Source organism: Halobacillus seohaensis, assembly GCF_042663045.1.
Lineage (GTDB): Bacteria > Bacillota > Bacilli > Bacillales > Halobacillaceae > Halobacillus_A > Halobacillus_A seohaensis.
This window is the reverse complement of record NZ_JBHSZV010000034.1, coordinates 1-14,218: the sequence shown is the minus strand read 5'-3', so window position 1 is coordinate 14,218 and position 14,218 is coordinate 1. Positions and strand designations below refer to the sequence as shown.

Sequence of the window (14,218 nt, the reverse complement as noted above, 5' to 3'; positions counted from 1 at the left end):
ATCAAATAGAAAGGAACTGATGCATTATTTTGATACTACAAGTACCCACCAAATAAGGAATGGCTGAAGAAGAGGTCTCAACCATAATACTAAGAAGTTAGTTTCTTCTGACCAAGGAGCAGGAGCCCCGATGATCGCAGCATAAATATTAGCAGGTAGGACAGCTGCCAAGAATATTGCAATAGCGATACCGGCAAGACGCCTTGTTTGGGGGAAAACAAGGAAAAGCGAGAGCATCCATTCAGTAATTCCGGTAATATAGACGATTTCAAGCTGTAAGGGAACGAAATCTGGAATCATGGTTGCATATCCTGCTTCATAGATAAAATGACTAACCCCCGCTAAGAAAAAGATGACGGCGAATAGATATAGTGCTACTGTTTTGATCGTATGCATAATGGAACTCCTTTGTTTGCTAAAAGTGAAACGTTTGGATCAACTTAAGCGTATATAGTTTTGTATGGAAAAATAATTTAGAGAGATGATGCCAAAGTAAATTAAACAGGTATAATAATAATTAAGTTTAACATAATCGTACATCAGTTTTGAATCTATTATAAGGGGTCGAAAATAATGAAAAAACAAGTTAATTTTCTATTACTTGCGTTATTACTAGTTGTTGGTTCTCTTCTTCCGCACGGTGTCCAAGCATCAACTGGCAATGAAGGAATCAATGAGAAATTAGGTTTACCGATTGTAGTATATGGAGAAGCTTTATCAGATTCTCAAAAGTCGAAAGTAACTGACCTGTTGGAAGTGGACCAACATGCAGAGGTTGATGAATTTACGGTTACAGGCGAGGATATCGCCAATTATATTGGGGGTAATCCAAATTCAAATATGTATTCTTCTGTGAAAATCCTCCACAAAGACAGTGAAGAAGGTTTAAATATCGAAATTGTCACACCAGATAATATAACAAAGGTTACTAAGGAAATGTACAGCAATGCGTTATTAACGGCTGGGGTGGAAAATGCTGATGTATTTGTTGCTTCTTCAGTCCAAGTAAGTGGACACTCTGCTTTAACTGGAATTTATAAAGCATATGATGCTAAGGGTGTGAAGTTAGATAATGAACGAATGGAAGTTGCTAGTGAAGAGTTAGATGTAGCCACTTCTCTTGCTGATAATGGGGTAGATGAAGCAGAGGTTAGTGAGCTTTTGACTGAAATTAAAAAATCTATAGCAGAACAAAACCCTGCTACCAAAGAAGAAGTTCAGCAAATTGTTGAAGAACAATTAAACAATTTGAATATTGAACTTAGTGAGGAAGACCGCCAACGGTTAATTGATTTGTTTGATCAAATGCGCGACTTGAATATTAATTTTGATGCTGTGAAAAATCAACTGGATGAATTGACTGGCGGTATTCAAGATATTATTAATGATGAAGGCTTTTGGAATAAAGTATCAAACGCTATGCAAAAGTTTTTTGACGGCTTAACTGATTTCTTCCGTTCTATTCTAAATTAAAAAGAACATCTCAGTATCCTTAAATTTCTAGGATCTGAGGTGTTCTTTTTATTAAACCGTATTGATTCTTTTAATATGAGCTATATAACAGTCTGCAGCTCGCTTATATTTACCGGTTTCATATAAATGATTCGCTAATTTTAAATACAAGGTTTCTAAGGGTTCTTGATCTGCGTCTTGTTCAAAGAAATAAATGCATTTTTCTAAGCTGGCTTTGTACATTTCATCATTATTTGTTTTTTTGTAATAGTCGAGAAAAGCTTCAAGTAAATAATAGGAATCAGCAGGATGGCTTACTTCAGTCTTTGCTTTCCTAAATAAATGGAGTGAATCTTCTAAGCGATCTAAACTTAGATAAGCCTTGCATAACGAATGATAGGTGATTTGCCTGCTGGCTAGGAGCCCCTCTGCTATCTTAAGATCAATAGCTTTTTCCAGGTACTTACATGCAGGTTCATCACAACCCGTTTTTCGCATGACCACTCCTTTATTATGAAAAATTTGAGTGAGCAAGCGTTGGTTTGGTAAACTTTCTGATCGATTTTCAGCTTCGGATAGATAGTCCATGGCTTGTTCGAATTTTTCCTGATTTAAGAAAATGACACCAATCAGGTTGTAGACCATTGTTACTTCATTTAGCTGGTGTAAGTTTTCATAATAAGTTAATGCTTCATGACTAAATGTAACCGCTTGGCTATAATGTTCCACCGCATTGGAAAGGACCGCAATGTTATAAGTTAAAGCTGCCTTGACAGACAGGGATTGATCATTTAGAGAAAATTGTTTGTAGTGCTCTAAACTGATTCGATAATCAGACATTTGGTAATGTCTAATTCCCTCACAATAATGGTAAGCATTTCTAATATAAGAGGGGGCTATTTTGATTTCTTTTTCATCTAAAAAAGGTTGAAGATAAGTTTGATATGTAGTTAATGCTTTTGCGTGGTCCTTATGTTTAAAGTAGTATGCACATTTTAATAAAAGATAGTAAATTTCTTGATGTACGTTCGATAAATAATGAAAGTAATTATCTTCTAAGGTTTCCACAAGAGATGTTGCTTTCTCTATATTTGTAATAATAAATTGTTCCAGCAGGGTGAGAACATGGTGGACCTCGGGGTCTTCATTTTCAAAGTCCTCAAAGAAAGTGGCTGGTAAATTTAGTGCGTTAGAAATTGATTGAAGTGTTGCTTTTCCAGGATTGCGATAGCCGTTCTCGATTTTACTAAGGTGTGCAAGCGAAATGGTATCACCCGAAAGATCTCTTAGTGTCATATTATTTAATTTCCGATAAAGATTAATTCTTCTTCCGATATTCAAGCCCATCTCCCCCATATTTTCTCATGTCTCCATCATACAGAACTTGTCTTCGGCTGAATAGTTCAAAAGAATCAGTTTAATGGATGTTTTGTTAAAAATTAGTCAAGTCATGCCTTAACACCTTTATTTTTCTGGAAAATTGCTAAAATTCATTCTCATAATAGTACAAAAACAAGATTTATATATACAGGGAATATTGTACGATAAATGAAAGCCTGAAAAACTAGGGATATATTGTAATGGAGTGGGCCGTGTGAGTGATATGAGTAGAGATCAAAGTATAAATAAAATTGTAGAAAATCATTACGCCTCCTTACTGCGAACAGCCCGTTGTTACGTAAAGGAAACAATGACAGCTGAAGATATGGTACAAGAGGCTTTGTTAAAAGCTTATGAAAGATTTGACTCTTTTAAAAAAGGCAATAGTATGAAGGCGTGGGTGTTCAGGATTATGATTAATCATTGCAAAGACTACTTGCGAAGTTACTCAAATCGCAATGTTACACCTTGGGAGGATCAGTGGCTTTTTAATACAGAGTCAAATGTTCAAAATCCTTTAGAGATTATAGTGGAAAAAGAGGAGTATGATCATATTCATGAAGCGATTGATCACTTAAAGCCTGATTATCATGAAGCTGTACATCTATACTATTTTAACGATTTATCTGTTAAACAAATGTCTCATGTGCTGCATATGAATGAAAACACTCTAAAAACAAGAATGAAACGGGCGCGTGATTATTTAGGAAATGAAATGAGAGAAACTGTTGTGGCTAACAGTTAATAAAAGGAGTACTTACCATTATAAGTAGTTCAGTTAAGGAAGACAAAAACGTAACTTGTACCTTTTAATAGAACAACTTTATATATATGAGCATGTAACAAAGTTGTTCTGTAAAGGATATATTGCATTAGAAAAAGCGAGCAAAGGTGCTCGCTTTTTCTGTATTGCGGGGACAAAGCCTGCTTATTGATTAGCCAAAATTTCGGCATGTTCAATGACCTTTTCATAGGGTACATTAGTGTCCCCTTTATAATGTTTCATGACTTCATTATTCTTATCCATAAGGAAAAAGGAAGAACCATGAGATACTTGGTCTGCTCCTTCAGGTTTTTGAGCTACGGTCTTGAAACTCTCTTGAGCGTACGTTTCAATCTCATCTTGAGAATATCCCGTTACAAAAGACCAGTTATCAAAGCTGGCGTCCTGTGCGGCGGCAAATTCCTCCAGTTTAGCTGGTGTATCAACTTCTGGGTCAACACTAAAAGAGACAATCTCTGCATTAATGCCTTCGTCTTCTAGTCTGTCCTGGATTTCTGCCATGTTTCTTGTCATCGGAGGACAAACAGTTTCACATGAAGTGAATATGAAATTAGCAAGCCATACCTCACCTTCCATATCATCAACTGAAAAGCTTTCTTCAGATTGTGTCGTGCCACTCAAATTATCAATTTCCCACTCTAAAGGATCCTCAAGCTCTTTTTCTCCACAAGCCGCTAAAAGCAGAGTAGTTGTAACAAATAAAAATAGTATAAGAAAACGATTGTATAACATGTGATACTCCCTCACTTTTAAGTATTTTAATTACAGTTTACGGCTGTGATAATCAAGGTGTCAATCTTGTAGCGGTTTCTGACTATTGTTCTTCACTTTTACATAAAACGTATGCTGGACTCTAAGAAGGAAATACTAAACGTCTAGAAGCAGAAAGTAGGGGATATTTATGCCTTTTTATACAAATGTGGATGGACAGCGAATATTTTATGAAGATCACGGAGTCGGTAATGTCATATTATTTATTCATCCGCCTGGTATGGGGCGGAAAGTCTTTGAACAGCAGCAAGAATTGGCTGAACATTACCGGATTATATTGCCCGATTTAAGTGGCCATGGGGATTCAGATACAGTGAAGTTATCGCCTGAAATTAGTGATTACACTCTTGAAATTCTTTCCTTAATTGACCACCTTCAGCTTGATCAGATTATATTGTTTGGATATTCAGCAGGAGGGGCTGTCGCTCAAGACTTCACCCTAAGTAATCCTAATAGGGTGAAGGGATTAATATTGTCAGGGGCTTTTCCTAAAGTCGATACTAAAATTTTAGCATTTCAATTCGAAATTGGTATGCAATGGGTGAGAGAAAACCCTGATTCTTTAGCTCAAGTACTCAGTCAGACCCACTTTCAAGATACGGTAACTAGAGAAGAACAAAGACATCATATGTTGAAATCAGACCCTATTGTTTGGTATGAGTTTTATAAACATTCCTCCCAATATGACTGTAGTAAGCAGCTAGAAAAGATTCAAGTGCCTATCTTGCTTTTATATGGTAAACGTTCATTTTGGGTTTACCACCATGCCCGCTTCTACAGAAGGTGTTCAAAAGCTTCACTCACTGTAGTCGACAATGCATTTCACCAATTGCCTGCTACCCAAGGACCAACTGTAAATCTGGCAGTAAGAGACTTTTTTAGTCGAACATTTGTTAAAAGAAAATAAGCAAGGGATACTAGCCCCTTGCTTATTTGGTCAATTCAATCTCTTCTTCAAGTTCGATCTCTTGTGATATGGATGTTTTGTCAAATTCAAACAATAGGCTTTCAGAATCCTCAATCAATCTAGGAGAAAGTGATATAATTGAATTTTCTTCATCAAATACCATTGATGGAGGGTGAGGAGCTTCTTCTCCATCAGAGAAGACCTTCAAATTTCGTCGGTAATCTTGGTTTGGAATGTGAATTGGTTCTGAACTTAAATGGATTGTATTATCTGAATGAGGTTCAAATGATAAACGCATTTCAGAGTTACCTGAAGGATCATAGACCTTTTCTTCTAAATAAACATCAGTGTTATAAAGTTCCGCTACTTTTTCGTCTACCTCGACTCTTTCGCGGCTCCAATCATCATCAATTACCTCTTCATAATCGCTCACGTCTACTTCAAATGAATACCCCTCTTCCGTTAGCATCGTTACTCTATCAATATCCAATTGTAAGGATTCTGGATTTTCAAAAAAAGGAAAGAATGAGGATTCGTACAATGCAGGGTTCTCCCTATTTTGAATAATAAACGCAATATCCCTGCTTGAGTCACCTTCGCTGATGGTTCCATGAAGGTTTGCAACTTCATACTCATCATGGGTGATTTCAAAAGTGATCCTATTATTTGTAATCCCTAGTTCAATTTGTTTAGGCTCAATTGACAGTCCATCTTTTTTGTACGTACTTTGTAGTTCAGCTGACTGCAGGATTTCTTGCCCTGATTCATATGTATATTTTATTGGTTGTTCCTCTGTTTTTTGAGTTTCACCAGCCATTTCTATCTGAAAAGAGGTTAAGGCTGTTTCGTTGATTTCAGTATCTTGATTCTGTTGACCTAATGGAGGCATCATAGTCAAACCGTAAAGTTTACCATCGTAGGTAATAAGGTGTTCCGAAGACTGTCCGGAATTAAATCCTGAATGGGACTGCGTTGGTAAGTCACCTTCTGAAGCAGTTAGGTTGATGTTGGAAATGTTAAATAACGACCTTGTTGAAAGATTGTCTTTTCCTTCAAATACGTGAAGGTCTACACTGTAATACATGAATACTTGATGTTGAGAATACCAAACTTCATCAATTGTAAGCTCTCCCTCATGTTCTGGGATCTCAAATGACTGGTTCGGGTTTATGATGAGTTCCATTTCCTTAGCCTTGGTATATCCTCGTGATCGACTTTCGAAAAACTTGTCAACATCTTCACGAGTTTCAGCTTGTTTAATATTGTCGGGCAGTCCTACTTCCTCTGCTGTAGGATTTTGAAACACTTCAAGTTTTTTTGTCGCATTATCTTCTTCTCCCATACTCCACTGAACAGCTAGGGTGAATCCTATAAGAATGACTGCTATTACCATCCACTTCACTTTCTTCATCTATAAGCGTCCCTTCTGAAAAAGATGAATTACTATGGTTAATGATAGCAGATTTTTGTTATTTTTAAAAAATTAAAACGCACAATCCCACTCTGGAGATTGTGCGTTTTATTGAGAGTCTCTATCTGAATAGTGACCTAAAATAGCATCAGACTCTTTCTCTTTATCTGGGTCCTTCTCTTGCTCAACATTAGTAAATGCTTTATTTACTTCAGAAGAGTGTGAGAAAAACTCGGCCGTTTGATTAGATGTGTCGGTTTTATTATGATTAGATTTTTTCTTCCTCATTTTATCTACCTCCTCAACTTTTAGTTTACCGTAAGATCAATTTTTTAAACGAGATTTTTATTAATTTCCTCGATTATTGTCGTTCTATGATAGACTAAGTATAATACTAAATTCGATGAGGAGAAATGAGTGAACGTATGGGAGAAATGCTGAAGATATTTAGCGATTGGTTGACGCCTATAGGGGAAAAAGACAGAGATGAAGTACATCGTGACGGAGATTGGCATGAGAGTTTTCATTGTTGGTTTTATAAACATAAAGAAAATCGAACGGCTATTTATTTTCAAAAGCGCTCAGGTATTAAAAAGGATTTCCCTTATCTTTACGATATAACGGCTGCGGGGCATATTGGCCTCTATGAAAGTCGCATTGAAGGCGGATTGAGGGAAATTGAGGAAGAGTTGGGACTTAAGCTTAGGGAGGAGAATATTATCTACTCTGGCTTTCATAAAGAACAACTAAAGATGAAGACTCTAAATGACAAAGAAATTTGCCATATTTACTTATACCCTTATAATAACGAATTAGAGTTTGCGATTAACGAAGAAGTGACGGACGTAGTAGAAATCGACTTAGAAGATTTCTTAAGTATGATATCGAAAAATCGTCAACACCTAATAGCGACCTCGGTATTAAGCGGGGATGAAATTACTTTATTACGCCATCACTTCTGTCCTCATGACTTTAATTATTACCAGCATGTTGTACAAGCGATTTTGAATGAGAGAGAATTATAATTCTTTGACAATAAGGGAGAATGTTATTATATACTATGAGGAATTAGAGTCTAAAAGGAGAGATCTCGATGTCAAAACGATCATTTAGTACACGTGTTGTACATAATAAGTTAAATCAAGATACAGCATTAAATAGCAAAGCTACTCCAATTTATCAAACATCTGCTTTCACCTTTCGTGATTTGGATCACTTGGAAAGCTATTATGCAGGAGAGGTGCCGTATTCCTATACGAGAGAGAATAACCCGAACACAGATGAATTAGGACAGACGGTTGCTAATTTGGAGGGTGCACCTTCAGGGGTAGCAGCTTCATCTGGCATTTCAGCAATTATGGCTGGAATTCTTTCGGTTGTTGAAGCAGGAGATCATATATTAGCTGCTGAAGACTTGTATGGTGGAACACATCAATTGATTACTAAGCAATTAGCGAGTTTTGGTATTGAATATACAATGGTTTCTTTTGCTGATGAACAGTCCATAGAAGCTGCAATTCGTCCGAATACGAAGTTGTTGTACACAGAATCCATTTCCAATCCTTTTCTACGAGTAGAAAATATTGAAAATCTTGTTAAATTGGGCAAACAACACGATTTGAGGACAATGGTGGATAATACATTTGCTACACCTTACTTACTACAGCCTTATACAAAGGGAATAGACATTGTGGCTCATAGCGCGACAAAGTATATCGGTGGCCATAGTGATGTTACTTCTGGCGTAGTAGTAGGGCATGAAGAACTGATTACAAAAGCAAAGCAGAGAATTATTGGTTTAGGCACAAACTTAAGTCCTTTTGAGGCATGGCTTACGCAGCGCGGCTCAAAAACTCTTGCATTACGAGTGAAACAGCAATCACATAACGCAGACCAGGTAGCTCAAATGTTAAACGAAGACGATGGAGTGGAACGCGTCTATTATCCGGAATATGTCTCTGAACGAGGAAAAGGAGCCATTGTAACGATTGAGTTAGCTGAAAAGGTTGATGTAGAAGCGTTTTTCAAATCATTAGGATGGATTAAGCTAGCACCGACGTTAGCAGGAGTTGAAACAACCGTATCCTATCCTGTACGTACTTCTCATCGGGCTTTAACTGTGGAAGAACGAAATAAAATTGGAATCAATGATTATGTGATTCGACTGTCTATTGGAATTGAAGAAGCGGAAGATATTGCTGCCCAGTTCAAGCAGGCAATCCATCAATCTATTAAATAAATATTCAAAAAATTATTGACTATAGTTAGTAAAGTGCCTATAATTGATAAGCATAGACAATTTAAATAATGCAAACTCTTATTAAGAGCGGCAGAGGGAATAGGCCCTGTGATGCCCGGCAACCTACAAATATTCAGTTTGAGAAGGTGCCAAATCCTACAGATCATTGATCTGAGAGATAAGAGGAGGACCCGTTTATAACAAACCCCTCTTCTTATCGAAGAGGGGTTTTTTGCATCTTTTTATCTCAGATTTGAAAAGTGAGGAATAAGTTTATTCAACAATCGGCCAATAACACGCTTGGGATAGCTGGCCGTTCCGTCACCAACACGAAAGGAAGGTGGTCGGGGAAATAGCTCGCTTTTCGGACCACCTTTCTTTAAATGCAGTAACCGAATCGTCTTCCCGCAATCGGAAGCTTTAACGGACTAAGATAAGCAACTTGCCTAATAAAGAAATCAATAGTTTTTGTAACAAAAATCAAGAACTAGATTTAAAACAGCCTAAAAGTAAACAATAAATTTTATTTATTCTAAGGGAGGATTTTATTATGACAAATTCATTTGAAAGCTATGATTTAGATACAATTTCTTTACACGGTGGACAGTCACCAGATCCGACGACAGGTTCTCGAGCCGTTCCAATCTATCAAACGACATCTTATGTTTTCCATGACACAGATCATGCACAAAGCCTATTTGCTCTAGATGAGCCTGGGAATATTTATTCACGAATTGGTAATCCAACGGTAGATGTTTTTGAAAAGAGAATGGCCTTACTTGAAAATGGGGTAGCTTCTGTGGCTACAGCTTCTGGAATGTCAGCTATTTCTCTATCCATTTTGAATATTGCTGGAGCAGGAGATGAGATTGTTGCTGCAGCAAACTTATATGGTGGTACTTATAACTTATTTGCTAATACTTTGCCGCGATATGGTATTAACGTAGTATTTGTTGATCCAGAAGATCCTGAAAACTTCCGAAAAGCGATTACTGATAAAACAAAAGCGGTTTTTGCTGAAACGATTGGAAATCCCAGCTTGCATGTACTAGATTTTGAGAAAGTATCCGGAATTGCTCATGATAATGGGGTTCCACTTATCGTTGATAATACATTCGCTACTCCTTACTCTTGTAAACCAATTGAATGGGGTGCAGATATTGTTGTTCACTCGGCGACGAAGTGGATAGGAGGTCATGGTACAACGATTGGTGGAGTTGTTGTTGACGGTGGCCGTTTTGACTGGACTAACGGTAAGTTCCCTGTCTTCACAGAGCCAGATCCAAGTTACAATGGCATTAAATATGCGGCTGATTTTGGAACATTAGCCTTTATTACAAAGCTGCGTGTTCAACTGCTTAGAGACATTGGGGCATGCTTAAGTCCGCAAAGTGCTTTTCAACTTATTCAAGGTCTAGAAACGTTACATCTACGTGTTGAGCGTCACAATGATAATGCTCTTGAATTAGCAGAATACTTGAAAGGACATCCAGATGTAGAGTGGGTCTCTTATCCAGGTTTAACAGAGCATCCAGCACATGACCTTGCCGGCAAGTACTTAGAAGGTGGATATGGTTCCATTGTGAACTTTGGAATTAAAGGTGGTCGTGATGCTGGCCGTGAAGTAATTAACAATATTTCACTATGGTCTCACGTTGCAAACGTAGGAGATGCGAAATCACTAATTATTCACCCAGCATCAACAACTCACCAACAGTTATCAGCAGAAGACTTAGTTGCAAGTGGGGTAACAGAAGAGCTAATTCGTTTATCTGTAGGTATTGAATCAGTGAAAGATTTAATTAATGACTTAAATCGCGCTATTGGTAAAGCTACTGGTCGCGAAGTAGCTTCTACGATTACAGAAAATGATGAAGGTGTTATTAAGTGGGCTTTAAGTTCAGCTCAAGTGAAGGAAGAAGTAGATGGTAAGGAAGTGACTCGACCGAAGAGGCTGGCTGTGGTTGGCTTAAGTGGAAAACCATCCCGTCCAAGTCACCGTTTAGCGCGTAAGATGCAGCGTTTAGGTTATCAAATTGTTCCTGTCAATCCTCGAGAAGATGAAGTGTTAGGTGAGAAAGCCTATCCAGACTTAAGTTCTATTCCGTTTAAAATAGATGTGGCACAAATTTTCCGCAGCCCTGAAGCCGCGGTGGAAATTGCGAAAGAGGCAGCTAATGTTCAGCCTGACGTTTTCTGGTTACAAGAAGGTGTTATTGCACCTGAGGCTGCGAAGATTGCCAGTGAGGCAGGACTTCAAGTTATTCACAATCGTTGCACGTACAAAGAAGCACAGCGGTTAAGAGGAACAATCGAAACTTATGCATGTGAAATTTAAATAGTTGGCATGATGTTTCAAGAACTAGGATTAATATTGTGATGGCACAGCGAAAAAACAGAAGCCTTTAAGCATCCTTTTTTAGCTGATCTTAAACAGAAGACTTTAAAGACAGATATTATGAAAGAGTAAGGAGGCTCATCGTATGACTACGAGAACCCTTCCACCTAAATGTGGAGCTTACAATGTAGCGGAAGAGTGGATGGAAGGCGAACCATTTAGTTGGGAACGTGTTCATCCGGTGTTTAGCTGGTATCAAACAGGAAATGTGAATATGGCTTATGAATGTGTAGATCGTCACGTGGAAGAAGGCAAGGGCGATAAGATCGCCCTTCACTATTTCACTGAAAGTGAGGAAGAAACGTACACGTATAAAGAACTTCAACAGGAAGTGAACCGCTGGAGCAATGTACTTAAGGCTCATGGAGTGAAAAAAGGGGACTTTGTTTTTGTCTTCTTACCTAAGCATCCGTATTGTCATATAGCAATGTTAGCTGCCATAAAAATTGGAGCCGTTGTGGGACCGCTGTTTGAAGCATTTATGGAAGAGGCGGTAAAGGATAGAATCAATGACTGTGATGGAGAATATCTCATTACAGACTTGAAATTTCTGGATCGTGTAAACAGAGATGAAATTCCAAGCTTGAAAACGGTATTTACAACAGACTTTGAACTAGCAGGGTCAGATGTTTCTATTACAAAAGAAGCAGCAGAAGCTGATGATACAGCAGATACTGTTTGGGTTGATCTTGATGATGGTTTGAATATCCATTACACAAGTGGATCAACGGGTAAGCCAAAAGGAATCATCCATGCCCACCGTAATATGATTCAACAGTACCAAACAGGCCGTTGGGTGCTTGATTTAAAAGAGGGTGACGTTTATTGGTGCACAGCTCACCCTGGATGGGTAACAGGTACAGTCTATGGTGTATTTGCGCCATTACTTAATGGCGTAACTACGGTTATCCATGGAAGCCGCTTTTCTGCAAAGTCCTGGTATCAAGTGCTGGAACAAGCTAAGGTTTCCGTATGGTATAGTGCTCCTACTGCCTATCGTATGTTAATGGCTGAAGGGGATAAAACGTTAAATAAATATAACTTGTATTCACTTCGTCACATCTTAAGTGTAGGAGAGCCTCTGAATCCAGAGGTTATTCACTGGGGGGAGAGAACACTTAATCTCCGCATCCATGATACGTGGTGGATGACAGAGACAGGAGCTCAACTTGTTGCAAATTTACCAACTAGAACAATTAAACCAGGCTCTATGGGGCGTCCTATCCCAGGAATTGAAGTTGCAGTTCTAGATGATAATGGTGAAATTCTACCTGCAGGGAAAACGGGGCATTTGGCGATTAAGTCGTCCTGGCCATCTTTAATGAAAGAAGTATGGAAAAATCAAGAAAAGTTCAATTCCTATTTTCCTTATGGTCCTGAGTGGTATATTGCTGGTGACCTTGCTTATCTAGATGAAGATGGTTATGTATTTTTCCAAGGTCGAAGTGATGACATGATTAATTCTTCAGGCGAGAGAATCGGACCATTTGAAGTCGAAAGCAAACTCATAGAGCATGAAGCCGTAAAGGAAGTTGGGGTTATAGGTAAGCCTGACCCGGTTCGAGGAGAGATCGTTAAAGCATTTATTGCTTTAAACCCTGGTTATGATGGAAGTGAAGAACTGTTAGAAGAGATTCGCTTATTTGTTCGGAAAGGGCTTGCTGCCCACGTAGCTCCTAAAGAGATCGAAGTTGTTGAAGAACTTCCTAAAACTCAAATCAGCGGAAAGGTTTTACGAAGAGAATTGAAAAAAAGAGACACTGAAAAAGCTGGATAGATAGTATTAATTAATTCAATTTTGAAATGCATTTGTAAAGGGAGCACTGAATTGCAGAACGATTCAGTGCTCCCTTTTTATTGTGTCTTATCAAGGTGTGACCGCTTGTAAGAGTTGACACAGTTTTTGCTTATTAAATGAAACATTTCTTTTATCGATATGATGCTCACGAAAAATGTAACATACTAATAGTTATGCACATTGACGAAGTTGTGCTTGTTGCGGTAACTGGCAGGATTGTTGAAGACTCGATTCTGAGATGATTGTGTGGAGAAAGGGGCGGTGGGGAAGGAGTCGCTTTCCGTGGGCGTGCGCTGAGCCTCCTCAGGCTGGCGCCTTCCGGGGTCTCATCTAACCCGCGTATCCCACAGGAGTCTCCACCTTCCCCACCGCCCCTTGCCGTATGTTTCTAGCGGACTCATGCCGTTCTACCGTTACTGTTAAAGTATGATGTATCTGCCTTTACTCCAAAACCATGAATTTCCGGATAGTCGGCATAATCATTCGGGAGTCGAAAGGATCGAATCCATAAATCCTAATGCGTGAAAATAATGGATTTCGTTCTCAAAAAGATGAAATTCCTGCCTGTACTAGCTAATTGACCATACCCTTGTTTTAAAAAGGAAACAACTTTCATGCATAGCTTGTTTGAAGATCGAGGTCTTGAATTGTAAGAATATAGCGCTCCATAAATGATGTAAGCTGTTTCTTTCAACAGTGTACATAGACTCAAGAATTTCAGGCTTGAATGTACTGGAACGATTCAAAAAGCCGGTTTCTTTAGCTGTTTGTCTTTCAGAATCCCGGCCAAGTGTGTTTCTTTTGATTCATAAAATCATCTTTATCTGGAAATTTATTCTTTCAGGGAAAGATGACGTTTATAAAAGGGATTACGAAAACGTAGCCATTGATATAACAGCATGTTTATCCTCTGATTTCATTATGGAGGAAGCCCACTATTCGGGTCCGTTTATGAAAAAGAAAGCAGGGAGGGCAGGGAAAACAGGGAGACTCCTGCGGGAAAAGCGGACTAGACGGATGACGTACAATAGTCTGTGTAAGTAAGTTTTAGGCTTAAAAAAACAAGGTGGGGTATCCT

12 protein-coding genes and 1 riboswitch are annotated in these 14,218 nt (G+C 38.4%); of the genes, 7 read left to right on the top strand and 5 right to left on the bottom strand.

Going from position 1 to position 14,218, the window contains the following annotated elements; genetic code table 11:
• Positions 1 to 24: 24 nt before the first annotated feature.
• Positions 25 to 396: a DoxX family protein gene (locus ACFQIC_RS13565; RefSeq protein ID WP_204709269.1), complete on the bottom strand. Its 372-nt coding sequence runs from the start codon at positions 394 to 396 to the stop codon at positions 25 to 27.
• 177 nt (positions 397 to 573) lie between these two features.
• Between ACFQIC_RS13565 and ACFQIC_RS13560 the strand changes: the two genes are divergently transcribed.
• Positions 574 to 1,473 (top strand): DUF1002 domain-containing protein, encoded by a 900-nt coding sequence (locus tag ACFQIC_RS13560; protein ID WP_204709270.1) that lies wholly within the window; start codon positions 574 to 576, stop codon positions 1,471 to 1,473.
• Positions 1,474 to 1,524: 51 nt separating this feature from the next.
• Here ACFQIC_RS13560 and ACFQIC_RS13555 read toward each other — a convergent pair whose 3' ends face one another.
• The gene (locus tag ACFQIC_RS13555; protein WP_204709271.1) at positions 1,525 to 2,793 is read right to left on the bottom strand and encodes a helix-turn-helix domain-containing protein; all 1,269 of its coding nucleotides are present in this window, start codon (positions 2,791 to 2,793) and stop codon (positions 1,525 to 1,527) included.
• Between the two features lie 262 nt (positions 2,794 to 3,055).
• Between ACFQIC_RS13555 and ACFQIC_RS13550 the strand changes: the two genes are divergently transcribed.
• Positions 3,056 to 3,577: a sigma-70 family RNA polymerase sigma factor gene (locus tag ACFQIC_RS13550; protein ID WP_390217258.1), complete on the top strand. Its 522-nt coding sequence runs from the start codon at positions 3,056 to 3,058 to the stop codon at positions 3,575 to 3,577.
• A 183-nt stretch (positions 3,578 to 3,760) separates the two neighbouring features.
• Here the strand turns inward: ACFQIC_RS13550 and ACFQIC_RS13545 are convergent, their stop codons facing one another.
• On the bottom strand, positions 3,761 to 4,348 hold the full coding sequence (locus ACFQIC_RS13545; RefSeq protein ID WP_204709273.1) for an SCO family protein: 588 nt from the start codon (positions 4,346 to 4,348) through the stop codon (positions 3,761 to 3,763).
• A gap of 169 nt (positions 4,349 to 4,517) precedes the next feature.
• Here ACFQIC_RS13545 and ACFQIC_RS13540 point away from each other — a divergent pair, with 169 nt between their 5' ends.
• Positions 4,518 to 5,294 (top strand): alpha/beta fold hydrolase, encoded by a 777-nt coding sequence (locus ACFQIC_RS13540; protein WP_204709274.1) that lies wholly within the window; start codon positions 4,518 to 4,520, stop codon positions 5,292 to 5,294.
• 22 nt (positions 5,295 to 5,316) lie between these two features.
• Here ACFQIC_RS13540 and ACFQIC_RS13535 read toward each other — a convergent pair whose 3' ends face one another.
• Together ACFQIC_RS13535 and ACFQIC_RS13530 are read right to left on the bottom strand one after the other, a co-directional pair.
• Positions 5,317 to 6,705 (bottom strand): hypothetical protein, encoded by a 1,389-nt coding sequence (locus ACFQIC_RS13535; RefSeq protein WP_204709275.1) that lies wholly within the window; start codon positions 6,703 to 6,705, stop codon positions 5,317 to 5,319.
• Positions 6,706 to 6,813: 108 nt separating this feature from the next.
• Entirely contained in the window at positions 6,814 to 6,993 is a 180-nt protein-coding gene (locus tag ACFQIC_RS13530) for a hypothetical protein (protein ID WP_204709276.1), read from the bottom strand.
• A gap of 125 nt (positions 6,994 to 7,118) precedes the next feature.
• Between ACFQIC_RS13530 and ACFQIC_RS13525 the strand changes: the two genes are divergently transcribed.
• The 4 genes from ACFQIC_RS13525 to acsA all read left to right on the top strand — a co-directional run bounded on the left by ACFQIC_RS13525 (position 7,119) and on the right by acsA (position 13,119).
• A complete protein-coding gene (locus tag ACFQIC_RS13525) occupies positions 7,119 to 7,730 on the top strand; it encodes an NUDIX hydrolase (RefSeq protein WP_204709277.1) in 612 nt (203 codons plus the stop codon).
• Between the two features lie 68 nt (positions 7,731 to 7,798).
• Entirely contained in the window at positions 7,799 to 8,944 is a 1,146-nt protein-coding gene (locus tag ACFQIC_RS13520; protein ID WP_204709279.1) for a trans-sulfuration enzyme family protein, read from the top strand.
• 75 nt (positions 8,945 to 9,019) lie between these two features.
• Positions 9,020 to 9,129: riboswitch (SAM riboswitch) on the top strand.
• 365 nt (positions 9,130 to 9,494) lie between these two features.
• The gene (locus ACFQIC_RS13515; protein WP_204709281.1) at positions 9,495 to 11,282 is read left to right on the top strand and encodes a PLP-dependent aspartate aminotransferase family protein; all 1,788 of its coding nucleotides are present in this window, start codon (positions 9,495 to 9,497) and stop codon (positions 11,280 to 11,282) included.
• A gap of 145 nt (positions 11,283 to 11,427) precedes the next feature.
• Positions 11,428 to 13,119, top strand: a complete 1,692-nt coding sequence (gene acsA / locus ACFQIC_RS13510) for an acetate--CoA ligase (protein ID WP_204709283.1) — start codon at positions 11,428 to 11,430, stop codon at positions 13,117 to 13,119.
• The last annotated feature ends 1,099 nt before the right edge of the window (positions 13,120 to 14,218 follow it).

Coding starts and splice junctions, on each gene's coding strand:
- ACFQIC_RS13565 (WP_204709269.1), bottom strand. CDS start 396: ATGCATACGATCAAAACAGTAGCACTATATCTATTCGCCGTCATCTTT.
- ACFQIC_RS13560 (WP_204709270.1), top strand. CDS start 574: ATGAAAAAACAAGTTAATTTTCTATTACTTGCGTTATTACTAGTTGTT.
- ACFQIC_RS13550 (WP_390217258.1), top strand. CDS start 3,056: ATGAGTAGAGATCAAAGTATAAATAAAATTGTAGAAAATCATTACGCC.
- ACFQIC_RS13545 (WP_204709273.1), bottom strand. CDS start 4,348: ATGTTATACAATCGTTTTCTTATACTATTTTTATTTGTTACAACTACT.
- ACFQIC_RS13540 (WP_204709274.1), top strand. CDS start 4,518: ATGCCTTTTTATACAAATGTGGATGGACAGCGAATATTTTATGAAGAT.
- ACFQIC_RS13535 (WP_204709275.1), bottom strand. CDS start 6,705: ATGAAGAAAGTGAAGTGGATGGTAATAGCAGTCATTCTTATAGGATTC.
- ACFQIC_RS13530 (WP_204709276.1), bottom strand. CDS start 6,993: ATGAGGAAGAAAAAATCTAATCATAATAAAACCGACACATCTAATCAA.
- ACFQIC_RS13525 (WP_204709277.1), top strand. CDS start 7,119: ATGAGTGAACGTATGGGAGAAATGCTGAAGATATTTAGCGATTGGTTG.
- ACFQIC_RS13520 (WP_204709279.1), top strand. CDS start 7,799: ATGTCAAAACGATCATTTAGTACACGTGTTGTACATAATAAGTTAAAT.
- ACFQIC_RS13515 (WP_204709281.1), top strand. CDS start 9,495: ATGACAAATTCATTTGAAAGCTATGATTTAGATACAATTTCTTTACAC.
- acsA (WP_204709283.1), top strand. CDS start 11,428: ATGACTACGAGAACCCTTCCACCTAAATGTGGAGCTTACAATGTAGCG.